This is a genomic window from Azospirillum sp., from assembly GCF_035627195.1.
GTDB lineage: Bacteria > Pseudomonadota > Alphaproteobacteria > Azospirillales > Azospirillaceae > Azospirillum.
Map to the genome: position 1 here is coordinate 19,347 of NZ_DASPMG010000254.1, position 24,112 is coordinate 43,458.

The window sequence follows — 24,112 nt, forward strand, 5'->3', positions numbered from 1 at the left end:
ACGCTACTTCTGCTTGGCGTAGGTGGCGGCGTTGAACGGCGTGCCGCTGCCGTCGGCGACCTTGCGCACCACCGCCCAGGCATCCTTGTAGGTGATCGGCACGAAGCGGTCAGCCCCCTCGAACGCCTTCTTCATCTCCTCCGGGAAGCGGTAGTCGGTGAAGCATTGCACCATCTTCTTCGCCAGTTCCGGCTTCAGCGTGCTGGAATAGGCAAACGAGGAGGTGGGGAAGGTCTCGCTCTTGTACAGGACGCGGAACTTGCTCTCGTCGACCTGCCCACGGTGCGCCATGCGGGTGTAGACGTCCGACGCCACCGGGGCGGCGTCATAGTCGCCGGACAGGACGCCCATCACCGACTGGTCGTGCTTGCCGGAATAGACGACCTGATAGTCCTTCTCCGGCGTCAGCCCCAGTTCCGGGAACAGCGCGCGCGGCGCCAGATTGCCGGAGTTCGAGGACGGCGAGGTGTGCGCCACTTTCTTGCCCTTCAGGTCGGCCAGCGACTTGTACGGGCTGTCGGCCTTGACGATCATCCACAGCTGGTAGCCCTGGAACCCCTTCTCGTCGCCCTTCACCGCGAACGGCACGGCGCCGGCGAGGTTCACCGCGAAGCCCGTCGGCCCGGTGGAAAAGCCCGCCACGTGCAGGCGTCCCGACCGCATCGCCTCGATCTCCGCCGCGTTCGACTGCACCTGGAAGTAGACCACCTTCTTGCCGGTGCACTGCGCCAGATGCTCCTGGAACGGCTTGAAGATGTTGGCGTAGACGACCGGGTCCTCGACCGGGGTGTAGGTGAACACCAGCGTGTCGGGGTCCTTCCAGTCCTTGGGATCGGTCGGCGCGTCGGCGACGAGGTCACCGTTGCGGTCGCAGTACAACTGGTCGAGGTCGCCGCGGTTCGGGCAGTCCTGCTGCGCCGCTGCCGGAGCCGCGAAAACGAATGCGGACGCCGTCAGCGTCGCGGCGAACAGCCACGGGATGGCTTTGGCCATGAAACACCTCCCTGTATGATCCGGCCGCGCGATCCGACAATGAGCGGGCCGATTGTTTGTTTGCCTACCATGCTATCGCGGAGCGGGCGCCGGTTGAAGCGCGATTTCCGCGCTATACGGGCGACCTCGAACGCCCGAGTCGGCATGGATTCATGCCGTCGACGCCCGTTTGCAGGCGGCGGAGCCTTCCTTTCGGCATACTCGGGTAACCAGGCTCAAGCGCACTTAAGCCCTTGTCGCATAAGGGTAAACTGATGTTTTCCGTGGCGGATAGTTCGTTTTGCCGATTGATGCACAAACGAAACCGTGGCTTTCTGACAGCGCACTTCGCGTGTCTAGAGAGCTGATGTGAAACTGGAGGCGGGCCGTTCGGCCCGCCTTCTTCTTTTCGTGGTACCCGCGCCGCCTTCTCAATCCGCGCCGGCGTGTTCCGGCTTCCTCTCGTCCGCGTCGGCTTCGGTTCCGGATTCGGCCGCATGGCGCTCCGGCGGGCGGACCACGGTCACCGTGCACGGCGCCTGCGCCACCACCTGCGACGACACGCTGCCCAGGTAGCGGCGCAGGGCCGAATGGCCGCGCGCGCCGACGATCAGGTGGTCGACATGGTTGCCGCGCGCGTAGTCGACCAGCGCCGCCGCCGGGTCCGGCGCCTCCAGCACGTGGTAGGTGATGCGGTCGGCCTCGATGCCCAGCGGCTTGGCCCAGTGCTTCAGCGTCACCAGGGCACCGACGTGCAGGTTGTTGCCTTCCTTGTCGACGCCCAGGTCCATGCCGATGCGCGCCGTCTTCAGCACCGTGATGCAGGCCAATCGCGCGCCGGGCGCCGTGCGGAACAGGCTCTGCGTCACGCGGCGCTGCGCGTCCGTCAGCGGCGTCTCGCCGTGCGACAGGTCCACCGCCGTGGCGACGATGGGGGCGCGCGACAGCCGCTCCGACACAGAAGGGCGTATGGTGGGCGTGCGCATCAGGTAGCGGATCCAGCGCCGCACCACGGTCAGCGTGCCGTCGCGCTTCGTGCGCGTGGCCCGCTCCGTCAGCGTCACCTGATCGGGGTGCTGGAGGAGGAAGGCCAGTTGCGCCGCCGTGCCGGGCCGCGCCAGCGGGTCCACCTCAAGGCACTGCAGGATGATCTCCTGCAGCCAGGGCGGGCAGTCGGGGTTGAAGGCGCGGGGCGGCGGCGGCGCCTGGTACAGGCGGCGGCGCAGGCCGCGCACCGACTGCGGCGATCCGAACGGCAGCTTGCCGGTGACCATCTCGAACAGCATGACGCCCATGGCGAACAGGTCGCTGCGCGGGTCGTCGCGCGTGCCCATCACCTGCTCGGGCGCGATGTAGGCGCCGGTGCCGGCCGGCGTGTGCGATTCCTCGGCGATCAGGTCGGGCCGGCCACACAGGCGCGACAGGCCGAAATCGATCAGGATCACCGTGCCGTCGTCGCGGAACAGCACGTTGCCCGGCTTCATGTCCAGGTGGACGAGGCTTTGGCGGTGCAGCGCGTGCAGGGCGCGGGCGATGCGGGCGCCCAGGTCCGCCACCTCCGCCGCCGGCAACGGGCCGTCCTTCAGGCGGGCCGACAGCGCCTCGCCGGGCACGTGCTCCATGACGATGTAGGGCTGCGTGTCGAAGTCGCCGGTGGCAACGAACCGCGGCACGTGCGGCCCCTTCAGCAGCGGCATGATCATCTGCTCCACCTCGAAGCCGATGATCGCCGTGGGGTCGTCGCCATAGCGCAGCAGCGGGATCTTCATCACCAGCGGCCCGCCGTGGTCGGGGTGCGTGACCCGCCACAGGGCCGACATGCTGCCCTTGTAGATTTTCTCCTCGAGCCGGAAGCCGTCGACCAAGGCGCCGGCGGCAAGGGGGGGCTTGGGCATGCGCGTCAGGTTCCTTCGCGTAATCGGGCGGCCAGCCGGGGCGGCAACCCGGCCTGCAGCACCTTGCGGGCCGCCGTTTCGTGGTCGTACGGCACGCGGTGAAAGGTGAGGACGCCCGTGGCATCGTCGAACAGGGCGTAGCAGGCGGCCGGGTTGCCGTCGCGCGGCTGCCCGACGGAGCCGGGGATCGCCAGCCAGCGCCGCCGGCCGCCCAGCGGGTTGAGGGCGCCCGGCTGCGGCTCGAAGTGGCTGGCATGCCCGACCGGCGACAGGTGGTACAGCGCCGGCTGGTGGACGTGCCCGCAGAAGGTGACGCGCCGGTCGGTCGCCTTCAGGCTTCGCTCCGCCGCCGACGCCCCGTTGATGTAGCCCCAGCGCTCCGGCGCCCAGGCGTTGGCGTGCACGTACAGGCAGGCGCCGTCCTCCACCGCCAGCGGCAGCCCGGCCAGGAAGTCGCGTTGCGCGGCGCTCAACGCCGCGTGCGTCCATTCGGCCGCGGCGCGGGCATCCGGCACCATCGCCTCCGACGGGCCCTTCACCGCCGCCTCGTCGTGGTTGCCCAGCACGGCGACGGCGCCGCGCTCCATATGCGCCATCACCATGTCGACCATCCACGCCGGGTCGCCGCCGTACCCGACGAGGTCGCCCAGAAAGACGGTACGCCCCGCGCCCGCGCGCGCGGCGTGCGCAAGGCAGGCCTCCGCGGCTTCGCGGTTGGCGTGGAGGTCGGCGAGAAGAGCGATCAGCATGGTCGCCTGATACCCGGTTCTTGGTCCCGCCCCGGCGATGCGGGGCTGTATCCATTGTCCCATGTGAGAACAATTTGGCGAGCCGTTGTCACCCTGGACCATGGTCCGGGGTGAATCGCATTGCTGTTTCTGCGAATGATCAGCCAACGGATCATGGAAACACATAATACACCCGCCGCATGGCCCTGCTCCATGCGGAAGAAGGTCCATGCGCCCACATCTTAAGCGAGGGAGTTGAAACGCAATGGCTTACGCAGCCACGGCCAATGACGCGGTCCGGCCTATGAGCACCGAAGAGAAGAAGGTGATTTTCGCCTCTTCTCTCGGCACCGTCTTCGAATGGTATGACTTCTATCTGTACGGTTCGCTTGCGGCCGTGATTTCCCAGCAGTTCTTCTCGGGCGTCAACCCGACCGCTGCGTTCATCTTCGCGCTGATGGCGTTCGCCGCCGGCTTCGCGGTGCGCCCGTTCGGCGCGCTGGTGTTCGGCCGCCTGGGCGACCTCATCGGCCGCAAGTACACCTTCCTCGTCACCATCCTGCTGATGGGCGGCTCGACCTTCATCGTCGGCATCCTGCCCAACTACGCCACCATCGGCATGACCGCGCCGATCATCCTCATCGTCCTGCGCCTCCTCCAGGGTCTGGCGCTCGGCGGCGAGTACGGCGGTGCCGCCACCTACGTGGCCGAGCACGCCCCGCACGGCCGCCGCGGCGCCTACACGGCCTGGATCCAGACCACGGCGACGCTGGGTCTGTTCATGTCGCTGCTGGTCATCCTGGGCTGCCGCGTGTCGATGTCGGCCGACGACTTCAACGCCTGGGGCTGGCGCATTCCGTTCCTGGTGTCGATCTTCCTGCTCGGCATCTCGGTCTGGATCCGTCTGAAGCTCAACGAATCGCCCGCCTTCAAGCGCATGAAGGAAGAGGGCAAGACCTCCAAGGCGCCGATCACCGAGTCCTTCGGCCAGTGGAAGAACCTGAAGATCGTGCTGCTGGCGCTGTTCGGCCTCGTCGCCGGCCAGGCGGTGGTGTGGTACACGGGCCAGTTCTACGCGCTGTTCTTCCTGACGCAGACGCTGAAGGTCGACGCCCAGCCCGCCAACCTGATGATCGCCGCCGCCCTGCTGATCGGCACGCCGTTCTTCGTGGTGTTCGGTTCGCTGTCCGACAAGATCGGCCGCAAGCCGATCATCATGGCCGGCCTGCTGCTCGCCATCGTCACCTACTTCCCGATCTTCAAGGCCATCACGCACTACGCCAACCCGGCGCTGGAGCAGGCCATCGCCACCTCGCCGGTGGTGGTCACCGCCGACCCGAACGAGTGCACGTTCCAGTTCAACCCGGTCGGCACCTCGAAGTTCACCTCCTCGTGCGACATCGCCAAGAGCTCGCTGGTCCGCCGCGGCATCCCGTACTCGAACGAGGCCGCCCCGGCCGGCACCATCGCGCAGGTCAAGGTCGGCAGCACCGTGATCCCGTCGTATGACGGCAGCGGCGCCCCGGCCGGCAAGACCGAGGTCTCCCTGGGCCACGGCCCGAGCAGCCACGCCGCCCCGGCCGACCCGAAGGCCGCCGGCGCCGCCTTCGAAAAGGGCCTGGGCGACGCGCTGAAGACCGCCGGCTACCCGCCGAAGGCCGACCCGGCCAAGGTCGACCACTTCATGGTCATCGTCCTGCTGACCATCCTGGTCATCTACGTGACCATGGTGTACGGCCCGATCGCCGCCATGCTGGTCGAGCTGTTCCCGACCCGCATCCGCTACACCTCCATGTCCCTGCCCTACCACATCGGCAACGGCTGGTTCGGCGGCTTCCTGCCGACCACCTCCTTCGCCATCGTGGCGGCCACCGGCGACATCTACTCGGGCCTCTGGTACCCGATCATCATCGCCGCGGCGACCCTGGTCATCGGCATGCTCTTCGTCCGCGACACCAAGGACGTCGACATCTACGCCGAAGACTAAAGGCGAAATCTGGCCGAGCCGGCATCGGTCCGGGAACGGGCGGGGTTTTCCCCGCCCGTTTTCGTTGTGCTAGTGTTCCGGACCGGCTGCACGTTCCGATCGGCGACGCCCATGGACAATTCGCTCGTCCTCATCCTCTCCCTGGCCTACCTCGCGTCGCTGTTCGCCATCGCCTGGTACGGGGACCGGACGGCAGACCGGGCGGGGGAGCGGCGCAACCCGCTGCTCTATTCGCTCAGCCTCGGCGTCTACTGCACCTCGTGGACCTTCTACGGCAGCATCGGTCGGGCGGCGACGGACGGGTTCGACTTCCTGCCGATCTACATCGGCCCCATCCTGATCATCGGCTTCGGCTGGCCGCTGCTGGCGCGCATCGTGCGCATCGCCAAGGTGGAGAACACCGTCTCCATCGCCGACTTCATCGCCGCCCGCTATGGCAAGAGCCAGGGATTGGCCGCCCTGGTCACGGTGACCGCGGTCATCGGCCTGCTGCCCTACATCGCGCTGCAGCTGAAGGCCATCACCATCAGCTTCGAGGTGCTGGCCGATAAGGCGCTGGGCGTGGAGTTCAACGCCATGCCCGGCGGCACGACGCTGCTGGTGGCGCTGCTGATGGCCGCCTTCGCGGTGCTGTTCGGGGTGCGCAGCATCCACGCCAACGAACACCACCGCGGCCTGATGATGGCCATCGCCGCCGAATCCGTGGTGAAGCTGACCACCGCCTTCGCCGTCGGCCTGGTCATCACGCTGGCGGTGTTCGGCGACCTGGAGGGGCTGATCGCCGCCGCCTCGAAGCCGGAAATGGCGCAGGTGTTGAGCCTGGACCTGGGGCAGCCGGACTGGTGGGTGGCCTGCGCGCTCTCCGCGCTCGCCATCCTGTGCCTGCCGCGCCAGTTCCACGTGGCGGTGGTGGAGAACACGCACGTCGGCGACGTCGGCAAGGCGGCGCGGCTGTTCCCGGCCTACCTGATCGCCATCAACCTGTTCGTCGTCCCGGTGGCGCTGGCCGGCCTCACCCTGTTCGCGGCCGAGGCGAAGGACGCCGACAGCTTCCTGGTCTCCATCCCGCTCCAGCAGGGCTGGCCGTGGCTGGCGCTCCTGGCCTTCATCGGCGGGTTGTCGGCCGCGACCAGTATGATCCTGGTCGAGATGGTGGCGCTCAGCACCATGATCAGCAACGACGTGGCGCTGCCGGTGCTGATGTCGCTGCGGCCGGGCAACGCGCGCTGGCGCACCGATCCGGTGCCGGTGCTGCTGGCGGTGCGCCGCTCGGCGGTGATCGTCATCTTGGTGCTGGCCTACGGCTGCTACCGGCTGATCGGCTCGGCCTTCCCGCTGGCGGCGATCGGCATGATGTCCTTCCTAGCGGTGGCGCAGTTCGGCCCGGCGCTGCTGGGCGGCTTGTTCTGGACGCGCGCCAACCGCACCGGTGCCGTCGCCGGCATCTGCGTGGGCTTCCTCGGCTGGGCCTACACCATGCTGCTGCCCTCCTTCGCCGAGGCCGGCTGGATCACGCCCGACGCGTTGCGCGCCGGCCTGTTCGGCTTCGAGGCGCTGAGCCCTACGGCGCTGAAGGCCATCGACGGGCTCGACCCGCTGACCCACTCTGCCTTGTGGAGCCTGGGCCCCAACATCGCGCTGTTCGTTCTGCTGTCGTTGCTGACCCGCCAGTCGACGCTGGAGGCGCAGCAGGCCCTGCGCTTCGTCTCGCTGCGCCGCAGCCGGCCCAAGGACAGCACCCCGGCCCCGCCCAAGGGGGTAACGGTCGCCGACCTCTACGACCTCGCCGTGCGCTACGTCGGCCGCGCCAAAGCGGATGCCGCCTTCCACGCGCTGCTGCGGGTGCGCCCCGGCGCTTCGCCCAACTTCGCCAGCACCATGGTGGTGCGCAGCGACGGCGAGGCGATCCAGTTGACCGAGCGCCTGCTGGCCGGCGCCATCGGCTCGGCGTCGGCCCGCGTGGTGGTGGCCGGCCTGCTGACCGACCGCCGCCTGTCGCGCACCGACGCGCGCTTGATCATCGACGAGGCGTCGCGCGCCATCCTCAAGCAGCACGAGCTGCTGCACGCCACGCTGGAGAACGTCCGCCAGGGCATCGGCGTGTTCGACCCGGACTTCCGCATCGCCATCTGGAACCGCCGCTTCCTGGAGTTGCTGGACCTGCCCGACAGCTCGGTCCAGGTCGGCACCAGCCTGCGCGAGATCGTCCGCATCATCGACGAGCGCGGCGAGTACGGCCAGAACGGCGAGATCGAAACGCTGCTCTCCCGCCGCTCCGACCCGCGCCGGCGCGGCATGCCGGACGTCTACACGCGCGAACGCCCCGACGGCACCGTGCTGGAGATCGCCACCAACCCCATGCCCGACGGCGGCTTCGTCGCCGTCTACACCGACGTGACCGAGCGCCACCGCGCCGCCGCCGCGCTGCGCGAAGCCAACGAAGGCCTGGAACGCAAGATCGCCGAACGCACCCACGCGCTGTCGGAAGCGAAGGCGGAGGCCGAACGCGCCAACCAGGGCAAGACGCGCTTCCTGGCCGCCGCCAGCCACGACCTGCTGCAGCCGCTGCACGCCGCGCGCCTGTTCCTGTCGGCGCTGGGCGAACGGGCCGGCGACCCGGCCGTGGCGCAGATCGACGCCTCGCTCCGCTCGGTCGAGCACATCCTGGGCGACCTGCTGGACGTCTCCAAGCTGGACAGCGGCGTGGTGCGGCCGAACCCGGTGGCCATGCGCATCGACGAGCTGCTGAAGCCGCTCGGCGCCGAGTTCACCGTGATGGCCAGCCAGCACGGGCTGGAGCTGCGCACCGTCGGCTGCGACGCCGTGGTTCGCAGCGACCCCAACCTGCTGCGCCGCATCCTGCAGAATTTCCTGTCCAACGCCGTGCGCTACACCGCCCAGGGCAAGGTGCTGTTCGGCTGTCGGCGGCGCGGCGCCTTCCTGTCCATCGAGGTGTGGGACACCGGCCCCGGCATCCCCGAGGACAAGCGCAAGGAGATCTTCGTCGAGTTCCGCCAGATCGACCAGGGCGTGGACGACCGCGGCCGTGGCCTGGGCCTCGGCCTCGCCATCGTCGAGCGTCTGGCCGGCATGCTGGGCCACACGGTCACCGTGCGTTCGGAGGTCGGCAAGGGCAGCGGCTTCGCCGTGCTGGTGCCGCTGACGGCGGAGCCGGCCACCGTGCGCACGCTCCCCGCCCGCGGCCGGGCGCGCGACTTCCAGGGGGCGCTGGTGCTGTGCATCGAGAACGAGGCGGCCATCGCCCAGGCCATGGAGCACCTGCTGTCCGGCTGGTCGTGTCGCGTCGTCACCGGCGCCACGGTGGACCAAGCCCTGGCCGCGCTGGACGGCCGCGTGCCCGACCTGATCCTGTCCGACTACCACCTCGGCCGCGGCCTGACCGGGCTGGAGGCGTTGGCGATGCTGCACAAGGCCTTCGGCACGGCGGTGCCGACCGCCCTGATCACCGCCGACCGCAGCACCGCCGTCCGCGCGGCGGCCGAGGAGGCGGGCTTCCAACTGCTCTACAAGCCGGTGCGGCCGGGCGCGTTGCGCGCGCTGGTGGGCCAGTTGCTGGCCGAGGGGCGGCGGAACGCGGGGTGATCACTCCACCGGCGGGGGGGCGAGCGCCAGCTGGCTGGCGATCACCGCGGCCTGGGTGCGGCTCAGCACGCCCAGCTTGCGCAGGATCGTGGTAACGTGCGCCTTCACCGTCTTCTCGGCGATGTTCATCTCATAGGCGATCTGTTTGTTCAGCTTGCCCTCGGCGATGCCCGCCAGCACACGCAGTTCCTTGGGCGTCATGCCGGCGATGCGCTGGGCCGGCAGCGCGTCGCCGGAGTCGACCACATCCTCGATGGCCGGCATCCAGATCTCGCCGTCCAGCACGGCGCGAATCGCGTCGCCGATCTCCGTGTTGGGCGCCGACTTCGGCACGAAGCCCGACGCGCCGCAATCGATGGCGCGCTGGATCGTCGCGTGGTCCTCGGACGCCGAGACCACCAGAACGGGAATCGCCGGGTGTTCGGAGCGCAGCATCATCAGCCCGATGAAGCCGTTCATGCCCGGCATGTGCAGGTCCAGGACGATCAGGTCGATGCCCTCCGAACGCTCGATCGCCGGGCCGATCTGCTCGAACCGGGCGGCCTCCGGCACCTCGGCGTCGCCCAGCGCCTGGGCGATGGTCTGCCGCAGGGCCGTGCGCATCAGGGGATGGTCGTCCGCAACCAGGACGCGGTAGGACATGTCTGCCCCGTATTTGCCCATACTTTGGTAGGACCGGCAGTATCGGACGACGGCGCACGCCTGACAAGCGTGGGCGGAGGCGGTGAAGCGCGGCTTTCGCTTGTTGCGACGCCGCCAAGACGCCATAGTGACCGGCAGTCAGTGGAAAGACATGATCATGCGTGACCAGCCCGTCAGCACCGCCGAGGCCGCACGGTGGCTCCTGTGCACCGAGGACGAGGTGCAAGCCCACCTGCAGGCCGGCCGCCTGCAGCCCTTCCGCGGCCCCGGCGCCGAAGGGAAGCTGTCGCTCAACTCCGTGATCGTGCTGGCCGAAAGCCTGCCCGAGGAGAAGCGGATCTTCGAACTGCGGCCGTTCTCGGCCTCGCTCGACGGCCCGCCGTCCGGCCCGCGCTCGTCCTCGGGTCCGCGCACCGGCAGCGGCGGCCTGTACGGCAACCGACCGGCACCCATCGTTGAGCGGCGCCCCATCCGCCCGATCACGCCGCGCTGAGGACGCTGCCCGTCAGCGTCCCGATTCGGCCGTCAGGCTCACATCCTTCCCAGCGAGCGGTGACAGGATCCGTTCGGCCGGGAAGCGCAGGGTGACGCGCGTCCCTTCACCGGGCGCGCTGTCGATCTCCAGTGTGCCGCCGTGCGCCTCGATAAGCCGCCGCGACAGCGGCAGGCCCAGGCCGGTACCGCCATGGTCACGCTGGAAGGCGCTGCGCACCTGCCCGAACGGCTCCAGGATCATCGGGATATCCTCGGCGGCGATGCCGATTCCCGTGTCGGCAACAGTGACGGCGAGGCGGCCGTCCTCCTCCATCCGCGCGGCGATGGTGATGCGCCCGCCGGCCGGCGTGAACTTCACCGCGTTCGCCAGCAGGTTCAGCAGCACCTGACGCACGCGGCGGCGGTCCAGACGCAAGGGTGGAAGCCCCGCCGGCAGTTCGGGGACGATGCGCACGCCGCCGGCGGCCGGCTGCGCCTCCGCCACCGCCAGCGCCTCCTCCACCAGCTCGTCCAGCGTCCCCACCGCCTCCTCCAGGTCGAGCTTGCCGGCCTCTACCTTGGCCAGGTCGAGGATCTCGTCGATCAACTCGTGCAGGTATTGGCCGGACTTGCTGATGTCGGCCAGCCGGGCGTTGCTGTAGTCCGACAGCCGTTCGCCCAGCAGGCCCAGGCGCATGGCGTCGGCATAGCCGATGATGGCGTTCAGCGGCGTGCGCAATTCGTGGCTCATGTGCGCCAGGAACATCGACTTGGCCTTGTTGGCGCTCTCGGCGGCTTCCTTGGCGGCCAGCAAGTCGGCAGTGGTGGCGGCCAAGGCGCGCGTCCGTTCCTCCACCTTGCGCTCCAGCGTGGCGTTGAGGTCGCGCAGCGCGCTCGCCCGGCGCGCGCCGTAGAACAGCGCCGCCCACAGCAGCGTCAGAACGGACAGGCCCAGCGCCCGCTGAACCTGCACGCCCTCGGCCATGCCGTTCCAACCGCCCTTCGGCACGGCCGCCATCTCCCACCGGCCACCCGGGAAGATCACCTCCGTGCGCACCGCCGTGCTGTCGAACAGGGCCTGCGGGCCGACAAACGCGGGCAGCGCGGTCCCGGCGGCGTCGAAGCCGCGGATCGCCAGTTCCATGGGCAGCGCCTCCGGCGTCACGCCGGACGCGTCGAGCAAGCCCTGCACATCGATCGCCATGGAGATCTGCGCGATGTAGCGGTCGCCGTCGCCGGTGGAGGCGCGGCCGAACACCGGCACCCGGCCGATGATGCCCAGCCCGCCCTGGGCCAGCGGCGTCGGGCCGGTGACGATCGGTCCGCGCGCCTCGATGGCCCGCAACGAGGCGTCCCACTGCACCGGGAAGTTCCGCAGGTCGGTGCCGATCACCGACTGCTCCGGATAGGCCATCATGATGCGCGTGTCGCGCACCAGGCCGATGTTGCGGATGTGGCGCTGGTCGTGCAGCAGCTGCTCGGCGAGGTGCCCGAACAGCCGGGCGTCGATGTCGCCGCGCATCTGCAAAAAGGCGGCGATGCCCCGCGACGCCAGCAGCGAGGTGTTGAGCGTCCCCTCCAGGTGCGAGCGGACGACGCCCAGCCGGTTCTGGATCTCGCCGTACGCAGCCTGCTCGTGCCCGCGCCGCACGAGTCCGTCCAGCGCCAGGAAGGCGCCGGCTGCCGCCAGCGACAGCGCCGCGGCGATGCAGTACGGTGCGACGCGCCCGATCACGAACGACCTCTTCGGCAGTGCGGCCAACGCCGTTCGTTCGTACGATAGCGCCCAACCGTTCGTTGCGCACCGGACAAATGTCAAAAATCCTGACCGGCGCGCCGGGAACGCCCTACACCACCTTGCCTTCGAACCAGGGACGGCCCTGGCGGTCCTCGACCTCGACCACCCACAGGTCGGGATCGTATTTGATCTGGCGGGTGATGTAGGCGTCGGCCGCCGCCTCGTCCACCGGGTCGACGCCGGTGGCGCGCGACCACACCAGCCGCTCGTCCCGCCGCACCTGGGAGAGCACGGCAAAGCGGCCGTCCAGCTGGTTGATCTTCAGCAGCACGGTGCCGCGCGATCGGTCGCCCTTGCGCATCACCGTCATCGGCACACCCTGGGCGTCGGCGGCGCGGACGTGCGCCATCACCCACAGCTCGGTCGGCAACCGCTCGTCGTCCATGGTTCTCCTCGCTTCGCGCCGGGGCGCGGTGTAGACAGGGCGGATGGCGACACTCGTGGAAGTTCTCGACGCCGCCGTCAACCATCATGTCGCCGGCCGCCTGGGCGAAGCGGAGCGGCTGTACCGGCTCGTCCTCGCGGCGGAACCGGCGGTGCAACAGGCGCTGCACCTGCTGGGCGTGCTGGAAGGCCAGCGCGGCGTGCCACCGCGTGCCGCCCTGCTGCTCGGCCGCGCCGTCCGCCTTGATCCGGACGATGCCGCGTCGCGTTCCCAACGCGCCGGCGCCCTGCGCGCGCTGGCACTGCATGACGAGGCGGTGGCCGAGGCGCGCCGGGCTCTGCTGAGCGACCCAGGCCTTGCCGACGCTGCCGCCAACCTGGGCGCCGCGCAGGTGGCGCTCGGCGAATGCGCCGCGGCGGCCGTGTGGCTGTGGCGTGCCCATCGGCTGCGGCCCGAGCAGACGGAGACGCTCGTCAACCTCGGCATGGCGTTGCGCGACCTGCGCCGCTTCGGTGACGCCGAAATCTGCTTCCGCGCCGTCCTGGCACGCCGGCCCGCCGACGCCGACGCGCATCTGGCGCTGGCGGTCAGCCGGCTGCTGCAAGGTGACCTCGCCGGTGGCTTGGCCGAGTTCGAGTGGCGCTGGCAGCGCTTGCCCGGTCCGGTCTGGGCGGGCGAGCCGCTGGAAGGCGCCAGCATCCTGCTGCACGCCGAACAGGGCTTCGGCGACACCATCCAGTTCGCCCGCTACGCCCCGCTGGTGGCGGAACGCGGCGGCAGGGTGATCCTGGAGGTGCATCCCCTGCTGGTGCGGCTGCTGGCGACGCTGGCGCCGGACGTGCGGGTCGTCGCCCGCGCCGAGACGCCGCCGCGCACCGACCATCACTGCCCGCTGATGAGCCTGCCGCGCGCCTTCGGTACGACGCTGGCGACAATCCCCGCCGCCGTGCCCTACCTGCGCCCCGCCGAGGAGGACGCCGAGCGCTGGCGCCGTCGGCTGGACGGTGCACCGGGACTGCGCGTCGGGCTGGTGTGGGCCGGCAACCCGCGGCACCGCAACGACCGCAACCGCTCCCTGCCGGTCCGCCATCTGGCGCCGCTGCTGGCGGTGCCCGGCGTACGCTTCTTCAGCCTGCAGACGGGCGATGCTCGCGCCACCCTGCCCTCCCTGCCCGGCGGCGCCGCGGTGGAGGACGTGATGGGCGAGGTACGCGACTTCGCCGACACCGCGGCGCTGCTGGTCAACCTCGACCTCGTCATCGCGGTGGACACGGCGGTCGTGCACCTCGCCGGGGCGCTGGGCGTGCCGTGCTGGGCGCTGCTGGCCTACGCGCCGGACTGGCGCTGGCTGCTCGACCGCGCGGACAGCCCCTGGTACCCGTCGCTGCGCCTGTTCCGCCAGTCGCGGCCGGGCGACTGGGGCACGGTCACGGCGACGACCGCCGCCGTCCTGCGCGCCGTGGCCGCCCGGCAAGAACGCGCCGCCCGTCCCGAACCGGCGGGCGAGTCGCACTAGGCAAAACTTCCCCACCCCCGGCAAAAACCGGCGCGGCACCGTCCCCCAGGGTGCGGGACCCCATGAAAATCAAGCGCTTAAGGCTGTGGCCGAAGTTGGCATCGGGTTTGCTTTGAGAAAGGCAATTCGTTTTGCCCTTCAGCGTGGAGATCCGCGGCCATGAGCATCTTCGGTTCGATGACAACCGCCGTCCTCGGCCTGAACGCCCAGTCGCGCGCGCTCGGCCACATCTCGGACAACATCGCGAACGCGTCGACCCTCGGCTACAAGCGGGTGAACACCGCGTTCGAGACGCTGGTCCTGCAGTCGAGCGACCGGTTGCATGCACCTGGCGGCGTCACCGCGCAGCCGGTGTTCATGAACAATATCCAGGGCAACCTCTCGCAGGTGCAAAGCCCGACGAACATCGGCATCCAGGGCCAGGGCTTCTTCAGCGTCAGCAAGCTGGGGACCGGCAGCAACGGCCAAGTGCAGACGCAGACCGGCACCGTCAGCGCCTCCAGCACCTTCTACACGCGCATGGGCGACTTCGAGCTGGACAAGAACCGCTACTTGGTGAACAGCGCCGGCTACGCGCTGAACGGCTGGGCAGTCGATCCGGTCAGCGGCACGCTGCAGAAGGACAAGCTGTCGCCGATCCAGGTCAACACCCTGATCGACAAGCCGGTATCGACGTCCAGCATCGACCTTTCGGCCAACCTCCCGGCCACCCCGGCCAAGGGTGAATCCATCCCGCCGTCGAGCGTTCAGATCTTCGACACGCAGGGCAACCCGCGCACCATCAACATGAACTGGCGCCAGCAGGGCGCCAACAACTGGCGCCTCACCGTCGACGCGCCGGGGTCGAGCAGCAAGCCGGTGGACGGCACCTTCGCCGGCTATCCGGCCACCGTCTCCTTCGGCCAGAACATCGCCGGCGTCACGCCGATCGCGCAGGTCAACGCCATCACCGTGTCGGGCCAGTCCACAAACGGCCAAGCCAACATTCGCATCGGCGAGACTTACAGCGTCAACATCGACGGATCCACCTACAGCGTCAAGGTGACGTCGGACAACGTCGCCTCGCTCGGCACCTTCACCGGCATGGCCGGCGCGCTGGCCAACGCCATCAACTCGGCCTCCCCCGCGGCACCTGTGCGGGCGCAGACGGTGAACGGCAACATCATCCGCCTCATCGCCGCCAACCCTGGCACGCCCTTCAAGGTGAGCCAGCAGGTGGACGGCACGGCACCGACCAACAACACGGTGACCGGCCCGACCTCGACCGCCCCGACCACCGTCGCGGGCCAGATCCAGAAGTTCACCTTCCCACAGTCGCAGATCGACATCGGCGACACCTTTCGGATCCGTGTCGACACCTCGGGCTCGGGTGGCTCGGACCAGACCGTCTCGGTGACGGTGACAGCGTTGAACTATTCGACCTATTCCAACATCACCGGTGTGGTGCAGGATCTTGCGAACAAGATCAACTCGCTGAACATCGGTGTGACGGCCACGAACACCGGCGGCGTCTTGTCCATCCAGCACAACAGCGCCAACACAGCCATCGACGCGACGAGCGCCGGCGTCTCCAACTCCTCGACCGCCTCCAACACGCTGACCGGCGCCTTCTCGGTGGCCAACGTCGCGGGCGTGCGCCAGCAGCGCACCGTCACGCTGACGGGCACGCCGGGCGACATCGGCACGATGTACTCGCTTTCCGTCAACGGCACACCGGTGACCTATTCAACCACCGGCAAGGAAATGACGATGGAGGACATCACGGCGGCGCTGGCCAACAAGATCAACCAGAACACCTCGCTGCCAGTGACGGCCACCGCCCAGGGCGGCGTCATCACCATCATATCGAAAACGCCGGACGGCGATGCCGCCGACCAATTCTCGTTGCAGCAGACCTGCGTGACCGGCCAGACACCGGCGCACATTGGCCTGACGTTCGGCACCTCGCCGGAAACGGTGGGCACGCTGACCGGGCTCAGCACGGCGCTCGTCGGAACGGGCACGGCGGTCAGCGCGGCCACCCAGTCGGCCGGACAGGACGCGACGATCACCTTCGTCGTGAACTACGGCTTCGGCCCGCAGACCATCAAGCTGAACATGGGCCAGTTCCAGAAACCGGGCGGCCTGACACAGTACGCCGGCGAAGAGATGAGCGTGAACACGCTGATCCAGGACGGCGCGCCACGAGGACAGTTCAAGGACGTGGTCTTCAAGGATCACGGCGACGTGGTGGTCAACTTCGACAACGGACGAAGCAAGGTCATCGCCCGGGTGCCCGTGGTCACCTTCAACAACCCCAACGCCCTGCAGCGTGACGCGGGCGGCGTGTTCATCGAGACCGAAGAGGCCGGCAAGCCGAACTTCAACGATCCCGAGACCAACGGTGCCGGTGCGATCATCGCCAACAGCGTGGAAGGCTCGAACGTCGACATCGCCGACGAGTTCACCAAGCTGATCGTCACTCAGCGCACCTACTCCGCCAACACCAAGATCGTCACGACCTCGGACGAGATGCTCCAGGAAGTGCTCGGCCTGAAGCGCTAAGCGCCACAGGCCCCTGAGCGGCCGGGCGGCGTGACCGCCGACCCGGCCACCAATCCGCGAAAGGTCCCCGGCCATGTCCCTCTTCGACGCCCTGAGCAGCGCGACCGCCAGTCTGCGCACGATCCAGGCCAACGTGAAGGTGGTCTCGGACAACGTCGCCCGCGCCAACGACCCCAACCGCACGCGGCACACGCTGCAGCAGATGGTCGACCGCAGCGGCTTCGTCGTCACGGCCGAGTACCGCCGCGAAATGGACGCTGGCCTGCGCGGGCAGGTCGAGGACCTGATCGCCCGCGAAGGCGCCTCGGCCGTGCGAAGCGAGTACATGACCAAGCTCGGCGACGTCTTCCGCACGACCAGCGGCAAGCCGCTGCTCGACACCTACGCCGACAATTTCGCCGCCGCCTGGCGGACGCTGGAAACCTCACCCGAGGATGAGGTGGCCAAGCACCAGCTCGTCCAGTCCGCCAACATCTTCGCGCGCGAGATCCGTCGCGTGTCGGAGGGGGTGGAGGCGCTCGACCGCGAGATGAAGCAGGACCTCGGCACGTCGCTCAAGGACGTGAACGACATGCTGGCGCAGGTCGACCGCATCAACGACGACATCGTCTCGCTGCGCAGCTACGGCGACGCGGCGAACGAGGCGGCCGACAAGCGCGACGCGCTGATCCAGAAGATCTCGGAATACGTCGGCGTGCGCCGGGTGGAGCGGCCGGACGGCCGCGTCGCCCTGTTCACCTCGTCCGGTTTTGCCCTGGTCGACGCCGAGCCGGCAAATCTTACCTTCGACGGCGGCAAAATCAACCTGACGGTCGGCAACAATCGCTACGACATCACCGACCACCTCCAGCAGGGCAAGCTGGGCGCCTTGTACAACATGCGCAAGGACGGCTCGCTGACCGACCCGCCCACGCCCGCCAGCGCCGACCCCGCCACCGAGGTGATCCGCAAGCTGCGCTCGCAGCTCGACGCCTACGCCGGCATGTTCGTGGCCAAGACCAAGGACGGCGAGGCGACCAGCTTCGCCGACGCCTACAACAGCGCGCAGCCCGTGGCGGAGGGCGAGCTGAACGCGCAGTTCTTCACGGGCACCGACCGCTTCACCATCGGGGTGAACGAACGGCTCCTGACGGGAGAGCTGAAACTCAAGGATTCCGCCACCAAAAGCGTGGTCGTGGCGATGAACGCCGTTGGCCGCACGTTGACCGCCGACGGTCTCACGGCGACCGACACCTCCTACAGCGGCATGGCGCACGCCATCACCGGCCAGCTGATGCAGGCGTCCAAGACGGTGGCCGACCGGCACACCTTCGACAAGGAGGCGAAAGACCAGCTGGTCGAGCGCTACCAGGGCCAGACGGGCGTCAACATCGACGAGGAAATCGCCCAGCTCCAACAGCTTCAAACATCGTACGCCGCTTCGGCACGAGTCATGCAAGTGACGAACAGCATGTTTGACGCGTTGGAGCGCATCGTCTCATGAGCACGATCACACAAATGGGCAATTATGCCCGCTATCTCGGTCTGGTCCGCAACCTGTCGGCAGGCCAGAACAGTGTGGACGAGTTGTCGCGCCAGATGACCACCGGCAAGAAGTCGGTGGACCTCGCGGCGTACGGGCCGGAGACGCAGAAGCTCCTCGACCTGCGCGCCGAGCTGGTGAAGCGGACCAACTACGTCCAGAGCATCGACACCGCCCTGCCCCGCGTGAAGGCGACGGACGTGGCGATGACGCAGCTGGAGAAGCTCGCCGGCGACTGGCAGAGCTCCAACCTGATGCCCTTCCAGCCCGGCCCGGCGAGCGTCACCTCGCCCTACAACGACAACGCCAACGGCATGCAGCTTCGCGTCAACCAGGACATCTCCAAGTTCACGGTCGGCGCGCAGTACACGGTGACCGCCATCCCCTCGGCGACCGGCATGAACGGCAGCTACGACATCACGGTGACCGACGGGCTGGGCGGGCGCACCATGCGCACGATCAACCTGAAGACCGTCCCGCCGACCCAGGACGGCGGCTACAACTTCGAGATTTCCGGCGGCCCCGGCGCCGGCGCGGTCCTCAACCTCTCCTTCGACAAGCTGGAAGCGTCGGGCAACTCGCGCTTCACCGTGACCTGGCCGAACGCCGACCAGATGCGCGACCGCGTCGAGGGTGCCCTGACCAGCGTGCGCCAGCTCCTGAACGAGCGCTTCGGCGACCGCTTCCTGTTCTCCGGCTCGCGCTTCGGCACCGAACCGGTCGGCGATCTGCTGGCCACCAAGCAGCACAGCGTCGTCACCCTCAACGGCTACAACACCAACACCGAAGACTATTTCGAGGTTTCGATCGCCGGGCAGACCTTCAGCTATCAGGCGCTGTCCGGCAATTCCTACCAGCTCCGCGCCAACGGGGTGCTCACCACCTACACGGACAACGGCGCGACCCACGACGTCACCGTCAACGACGGCGTCACGACGACGACGACGACCGTGGCGAGCCCGCTGTCGCCGGCGATGAGGAACACGGTCACCTTCGTCGCGCAGACGCTGACCAAGCACATCAACGCCAGCGCCACCCCGGCCTTGCCGATGACGGTGACGACGGCGAACGGCATGATCCACGCCATCGCCAACGAGCAGGGCAAGCCCTTCGACATCTCGGCCCGCGTGGTGAACGGCGCCACCGTGGACAACACCGTCAACGTGCCGGTCCGGGCTCAGGACGCAGGTCCGAGGCCGGGCGACCCACTGGCGATACCCCCGATTCCGCCAACGCCGGCACAGCCGCAGATCGACCGGATCACGTTGAACGGCGTCAACGTCGACATCGGCGATACATTCGAATTCTCGGTGGAGGTCGGCGACCCCGACGACCCCTACAACCAGAAATACTACAATCAGTACCCGAACGAGCCGAAGGACCTGCCGCCCTATCAGAAGTACACCTACAAGTACACGGTCACCGCGGCTGACTTCGCCGGCGGCACCAACACCGTGACTGCGGTGGCGGCCAAGCTGCAGACGCAGTTCAACACTCAGACGCCGACGCCACCGGTGACTCTGAGCAATTCAGGCGGGATCCTGACACTGACCTCGACCAACACGCTGTCGACGGCGCACCCGAACTACACCACGCTGTTCAATAGCTCGGCCCGCGTGATCGACAGCTCGGTCAACAACAGCGTGACCGTCTCCACCCTGCCGCCGGAGGCCAACGCGCTCACCGACGTTCCCTACCAGGGGCCACCCAACCTGCCCTTCTACGATACCGAATTCCTGACCAAGAAGACGAACGCCAAGGCGTGGGAGAAGTCGAAGGTCACGGCCGACGACGGGCTCGGCCTCGACTACGGTGTAGTCAGCACCGACCCGGCGTTCCAGACGCTGGTCGAAGCCTTCCGCATGGCGCGTGTCGCCTCCACCAACCCCGGCAAGTGGGAGGAGTATGTCACCAAGTCACGCGAACTGATGTCGCAGGCGAAGGACATGATGCGCAACGTCCACGCCGGGGTCGCCTCCGACATGGCGACCATGCAGCAGAGCCTGGATTCCCACAAGGACGCGATGGCGACGGTGACCGAGCGCATCGCGTCCATCGAAGGCATCGACCAGACCGAGGTCGCCGCCCGCCTGCGCGCCAGCATGAACGCGCTGGAGGCCGCCTACACCGTGGCTGGCCAGACGCAGAAGATGTCGCTGATCAACTACATTGCGTAAGGGGGTGTTGGGCCGCGCTGCGCGGCCCGACAAGTCCCCAAAAGAGAAGGCGCGCCGGTCGTCCCGGCGCGCCTTCTCGCGTGTCCTGGAATCCGCCGCTCAGATCGAGATGCGCAGCGATTCCCGCGAGACCGGCGTGGCTTCCGGCGTGGCCGGGGCCGCCGGGCGCGGCGCCTGCGGGGGCGGTGCGGGGGCGGTGGCCACCGAGGGCTGCGTCGCCTGGATGGCGGCCGCGGCGCCGTTCTCCTTCTGCGCCAGCAGGCCGCCGGCAACGTTGCGGTTGATGTTCACCAGGACGTCCAGCTTGGTGCCGTCGAGGTCGGCCAAGCGGGCCATCGTCTCGCGGTCGACCATCAGCGACAGCGCCGCGATGTTGGTGCGCAACTCGTGCGGATGGGGGCAGTCGTCCTCGGTCATCGCCGCCTGAAAGATCGTCCACAGGCGTTGATTGAGCTGCAGCGCTGCCTGCAGCGCTTCCGGGTTTTTGTCGGCGTTGTGGCCAGCGTCGATGAGGCGGCGCGCCGCCTCGGCCAGCGCCCAGGCCTCCACGTCACGGGGATCGTCCGAGGCCGGTCGGCTTGCGTATTTCGGTGTCGGCTTCATTCCAAATCCTCGTGCCAGCGTGGCGCGGTCGATACCGCCGGCGCCACCGGCCAGCGAACTGCGATTGTCCGTGATCCGTACCGTCTTGTCAACGCGACGGGCCGGCCGCCGCCGGGTTCCCGGCGCGCATCCCGACTTCATCACAAGAGTCTGACCAAAAAGCAAACGTGCTCAACATTTCCTGCGCGGCGATCGTCGCGGCGTCCACCGAAATGCCGTCCATCAGCCCCTGCTGGGACCCGGCCTCCATGCGGCGCAGCAGCTCGTCGCGCGGCACCGTGCCGGTCACCGCCCGCGCGCGTGGCCCCCAGGGCGCGTACATCTCCGGGTAGCCCGGCCCGAACAGGCCCAGCGTCGGCGTGCCGACCGCCGCCGCGATGTGCATGAGCCCGGAGTCGTTTCCGACGTACAGCGCCGCGCGCTCCAGGCAGGCGGCCGCCGCCAGCGGGTCGGTGCGGCCGGTCAGGTCGATGGCGGCCTCGCCCAGCGCCGCCAGCACCGGCCGCGCGCGCTCCACCTCCGATCCCGCCGCCAGCACGGCCACCCTGGCGCCGGCCAGCGGCCCTTGCGGCGCGGTCAGGCGCCGCGCCAGTTCGGCGAAGCGGTCGGCCGGCCACTCCTTCCCGGTCCAGTTGGCGGTCGGGCCGATGGCCAGGAACGGCACGCCCGTCGGCAGCAGCCGGTCGGCCGCGGCGCGCGCGGCCTCATCGATCCACAGGCGCGGGGCTGGCGGCGGGTCCAGGCCCAGCACGGCGCCGATCTCCGTCACCTTGTGCACGCCGGGCACGCGCCGGTGGAACGCCGCCCGACGACTCCACACCAGCCGCCCCACGGCGGAGTTGCGCAGGTCCACCACAAGGTCCCAACGCACGCCAACGCACTCCGCCCACAGCCTGATCCAGTGCCGGGCCAGCGAGCGCTTGGCCAGCGGGATCAGCCGGTCGAGGCGCGGCACGGCTCGGAACAGGGGCACGGCGATCGGCCCGCAGGCCACCGTGAATCGGGCATCCGGGTGGGCGTCCACGAGGTGGGCGAGCAGCCCGGTGGACAGCACCGCGTCACCGATGCGGTTCGACGTGATGAAGAGAATCCGCACTCCGCCGCCCTTCAGCCCGCCGCCCCGTGCGGCGCCGCCGGCCGGTGGCGCCCTCGCCGCAATCCCTGCCCCAGCACCCAGCCGGCCGGGATCAGCACCAGCACCGGCAGCGCGTACATCAGCGGCACGAACGTCACCTTCTTGCCCGACAGGCTGGTCAGGCCCAGCATCGCCGCCTCCAGCAGGACGACCAGCAGCACCGCCGTGGTGACCCTCGCGGTCTGGCCGCGGCGGTTGAACTCACCCGACAGCAGGCTGGCCAGCGCCACCATGGTGAAGGCCACGGCCAGCAGCGGCGAGGTGAAGCGGTGGTGCAACTCGGCGATCATCTGCTGGATCATGCGCTCGTTCCCGCGCACCTCGGGCGGCGGGTTGAACAGTTCGGCCGTTGAACGCTCGCGCGCGTCCGGCCAGCGCTCGCCGCCGCTGTTGGACAGCACCTTCAGGTCGACGGCGTAGCGGTCGAAGAACAACTCTGCCAGCTGGCTGGTCTTGCGCGTGAACTCCTGCCGGTCGCCGTTGTAGACGACGAAGCGCGCCCCGGCGTCACCGGTCACCAGCACCGCGCGTTCGCCCATGATGGTGACGGGCTTCTCCTGGTCGCGGGAGTCATGGATAAGGATGCCGTGGAAGTTGCCCTCGGAGTCGCGTTCGCGCACGTAGACGCTGAGCTTCTCCGACACCTCGTTGAACACGCCCTCGCGCAGGAAGAGCTGCGAATAGTCGGTGCGCACGGCGTATTCCATGCGCACCAGCTCGCGGTGCGCGGCCGGGGTCAGCCACAGGTTCAGCACGAAGACGATCGCCGCCACCGTACCCGCCAGGACCAGTGCCGGCTTGGCGAGCGCGAAGGGGCCGACGCCGGCCGCGCGCATCACCACCATCTCGCTGTCCATGGTCAGCTTGTTGTAGGTGAACAGCACCGCCCCCACCAGCGCGATGGGCAGCACGATGCCCAGGAAGGTGGGCACGGTCAGCAGCAGCAGCCACAGGAACAGGCGCATGGGCGCGCCCGCCTCGACGACGATCTCGATCAGGCGCAACGACTGGCTGAGCCAGATGGTGACGGTCAGGCCGGCCGTGGAATAGAGCGTCGCAACCAGCAGGTTGCGGAAGAGGTACCGTTGGAGTCGATTCATCACCGTCGCCGGATCCGCGGAAGGCGCGGGGCAGAAGCTGACGGGGTGCGCGCTCCGGGTCAAGAGCTATGCTAGGATGCCCGCGGAAAGCTTCGTCCGAGGAAACCGCCCATGGCCGACCGGCCGCTCGTCAGCATCGTCACGCCCACCTTCCTGCGCGAGGGCTTCCTCCAGCTCTGCCACGCCTGCGTCGCCGCCCAGACCTACCCTAACGTCGAGTGGCTGGTCTTCGACGACAGTCCGGAGCCCTCGCCCACGCTGCGCCCGCTGATCAGCGACCGGCTGACCTACCTGCACGCCTCCCGCCGCGTGCCGGTGGGCGAGAAGCGCAACGTTCTGGCCGAGCACGCCAAGGGCGAGTACATCGTCCATTTCGACGACGACGACTTCTACGCCCCCGACTATGTGGAAACACTGGTCGGCTGGCTGGAGGAGGGGTACGACTTCGCCAAGCTGTCGGCGTGGTTCCTCTACACCGCCGTGCACGGCTGCTTCGGCTATTGGGACTGCGCGCGGGGCGGGCCGCACTACCGCTGGGCGCGCCGCTCGCGCAGCTTCGTGGTGGAGGACGCGCCGGCCAGCGACGACAACGTGCTTGGGTACGGCTTCTGCTACGCCTACCGGCGGTCCGTCTGGCAGGCCAACCCCTTCCCGCCCCTGCCGGCGCTGGAGGACGCGCCCTTCGCCCGCGCGGCGCGCGACCGCTTCCGCTTCACCGCGCGCCCGGACACGCACGGGCTGGCGCTGCACGTGCTGCACAACCGCTCGACCAGCCTCTGCCTGCCGCAGTACGAACTGCCGGACTTCCTGGTGGAAAAGGTGTTCGGGGAGCAGGCACGCCGGAACCTCATCCAGCCGGCGTAGGGATTGTCGTAGGTTGGGTTGAGCGCCAGCTGTATAGACCGGAGACATCCTTTACAGGTGTTCGGGGACATCATTGACACATATGGGCGTGGACGAAGCTTAGCGAGGGCTTGGCCATGCCATTCCAGGAGGTGTCGAAGATGTCCCTGCGTCTGGAGTTTGTGACG

17 protein-coding genes are annotated in these 24,112 nt (G+C 68.7%); 8 read left to right on the plus strand and 9 right to left on the minus strand.

Going from position 1 to position 24,112, the window contains the following annotated elements:
- Nucleotides 1-3: 3 nt before the first annotated feature.
- From phnD to VED21_RS22750, 3 genes are all read right to left on the minus strand, one after another.
- Nucleotides 4-993, minus strand: a complete 990-nt coding sequence (phnD, locus tag VED21_RS22740; RefSeq protein WP_324886323.1) for a phosphate/phosphite/phosphonate ABC transporter substrate-binding protein — start codon at nt 991-993, stop codon at nt 4-6.
- Nucleotides 994-1,403: 410 nt separating this feature from the next.
- Nucleotides 1,404-2,867, minus strand: a complete 1,464-nt coding sequence (locus VED21_RS22745; RefSeq protein WP_324886325.1) for a bifunctional serine/threonine-protein kinase/universal stress protein — start codon at nt 2,865-2,867, stop codon at nt 1,404-1,406.
- 5 nt (nt 2,868-2,872) lie between these two features.
- The gene (locus tag VED21_RS22750; RefSeq protein WP_324886327.1) at nt 2,873-3,616 is read right to left on the minus strand and encodes a metallophosphoesterase family protein; all 744 of its coding nucleotides are present in this window, start codon (nt 3,614-3,616) and stop codon (nt 2,873-2,875) included.
- 283 nt (nt 3,617-3,899) lie between these two features.
- Here VED21_RS22750 and VED21_RS22755 point away from each other — a divergent pair, with 283 nt between their 5' ends.
- Both VED21_RS22755 and VED21_RS22760 read left to right on the plus strand, forming a co-directional pair.
- On the plus strand, nt 3,900-5,582 hold the full coding sequence (locus tag VED21_RS22755) for an MFS transporter (protein ID WP_324886329.1): 1,683 nt from the start codon (nt 3,900-3,902) through the stop codon (nt 5,580-5,582).
- A gap of 111 nt (nt 5,583-5,693) precedes the next feature.
- Nucleotides 5,694-9,185 (plus strand): PAS domain-containing hybrid sensor histidine kinase/response regulator, encoded by a 3,492-nt coding sequence (locus tag VED21_RS22760; RefSeq protein WP_324886331.1) that lies wholly within the window; start codon nt 5,694-5,696, stop codon nt 9,183-9,185.
- Here the strand turns inward: VED21_RS22760 and VED21_RS22765 are convergent, their stop codons facing one another.
- Nucleotides 9,186-9,827, minus strand: coding sequence for a response regulator transcription factor (locus tag VED21_RS22765; protein WP_324886333.1), 642 nt, complete (start codon nt 9,825-9,827; stop codon nt 9,186-9,188).
- 157 nt (nt 9,828-9,984) lie between these two features.
- Between VED21_RS22765 and VED21_RS22770 the strand changes: the two genes are divergently transcribed.
- Nucleotides 9,985-10,320: a hypothetical protein gene (locus VED21_RS22770; RefSeq protein ID WP_324886335.1), complete on the plus strand. Its 336-nt coding sequence runs from the start codon at nt 9,985-9,987 to the stop codon at nt 10,318-10,320.
- 12 nt (nt 10,321-10,332) lie between these two features.
- On the opposite strand, the gene VED21_RS22775 is transcribed toward VED21_RS22770, so the two are convergent.
- The gene (locus VED21_RS22775) at nt 10,333-12,036 is read right to left on the minus strand and encodes an ATP-binding protein (RefSeq protein ID WP_324886337.1); all 1,704 of its coding nucleotides are present in this window, start codon (nt 12,034-12,036) and stop codon (nt 10,333-10,335) included.
- A gap of 112 nt (nt 12,037-12,148) precedes the next feature.
- The gene (locus tag VED21_RS22780; RefSeq protein WP_324886339.1) at nt 12,149-12,484 is read right to left on the minus strand and encodes a DUF1491 family protein; all 336 of its coding nucleotides are present in this window, start codon (nt 12,482-12,484) and stop codon (nt 12,149-12,151) included.
- A 55-nt stretch (nt 12,485-12,539) separates the two neighbouring features.
- On the opposite strand from VED21_RS22780, the gene VED21_RS22785 reads away from it, so the two are divergent.
- The 4 genes from VED21_RS22785 (at nt 12,540) to VED21_RS22800 (ending at nt 20,243) form a co-directional block, all read left to right on the plus strand.
- Nucleotides 12,540-14,000: a glycosyltransferase family 9 protein gene (locus tag VED21_RS22785; protein WP_324886341.1), complete on the plus strand. Its 1,461-nt coding sequence runs from the start codon at nt 12,540-12,542 to the stop codon at nt 13,998-14,000.
- 159 nt (nt 14,001-14,159) lie between these two features.
- Entirely contained in the window at nt 14,160-16,544 is a 2,385-nt protein-coding gene (locus VED21_RS22790; protein ID WP_324886343.1) for a flagellar hook-basal body complex protein, read from the plus strand.
- A gap of 73 nt (nt 16,545-16,617) precedes the next feature.
- Complete coding sequence (flgK, locus tag VED21_RS22795; RefSeq protein WP_324886345.1) at nt 16,618-18,027, plus strand: flagellar hook-associated protein FlgK; 1,410 nt, start codon at nt 16,618-16,620, stop codon at nt 18,025-18,027.
- Nucleotides 18,024-20,243: a hypothetical protein gene (locus VED21_RS22800; RefSeq protein ID WP_324886347.1), complete on the plus strand. Its 2,220-nt coding sequence runs from the start codon at nt 18,024-18,026 to the stop codon at nt 20,241-20,243. Before flgK ends, VED21_RS22800 begins: the two co-directional genes overlap by 4 nt.
- Nucleotides 20,244-20,342: 99 nt before the next feature.
- On the opposite strand, the gene VED21_RS22805 is transcribed toward VED21_RS22800, so the two are convergent.
- The 3 genes from VED21_RS22805 to lptF form a co-directional block, all read right to left on the minus strand.
- Entirely contained in the window at nt 20,343-20,846 is a 504-nt protein-coding gene (locus tag VED21_RS22805) for a flagellar biosynthesis regulator FlaF (protein WP_324886349.1), read from the minus strand.
- An 88-nt stretch (nt 20,847-20,934) separates the two neighbouring features.
- Complete coding sequence (locus VED21_RS22810) at nt 20,935-21,942, minus strand: glycosyltransferase family 9 protein (RefSeq protein ID WP_324886351.1); 1,008 nt, start codon at nt 21,940-21,942, stop codon at nt 20,935-20,937.
- A gap of 11 nt (nt 21,943-21,953) precedes the next feature.
- Nucleotides 21,954-23,081 carry an LPS export ABC transporter permease LptF gene (gene lptF, locus VED21_RS22815; RefSeq protein WP_324886353.1) on the minus strand — a complete coding sequence of 376 codons (1,128 nt, stop codon included), beginning with the start codon at nt 23,079-23,081 and terminating at the stop codon, nt 21,954-21,956.
- Between the two features lie 111 nt (nt 23,082-23,192).
- On the opposite strand from lptF, the gene VED21_RS22820 reads away from it, so the two are divergent.
- The gene (locus VED21_RS22820; RefSeq protein ID WP_324886355.1) at nt 23,193-23,945 is read left to right on the plus strand and encodes a glycosyltransferase family 2 protein; all 753 of its coding nucleotides are present in this window, start codon (nt 23,193-23,195) and stop codon (nt 23,943-23,945) included.
- Nucleotides 23,946-24,112: the final 167 nt, after the last annotated feature.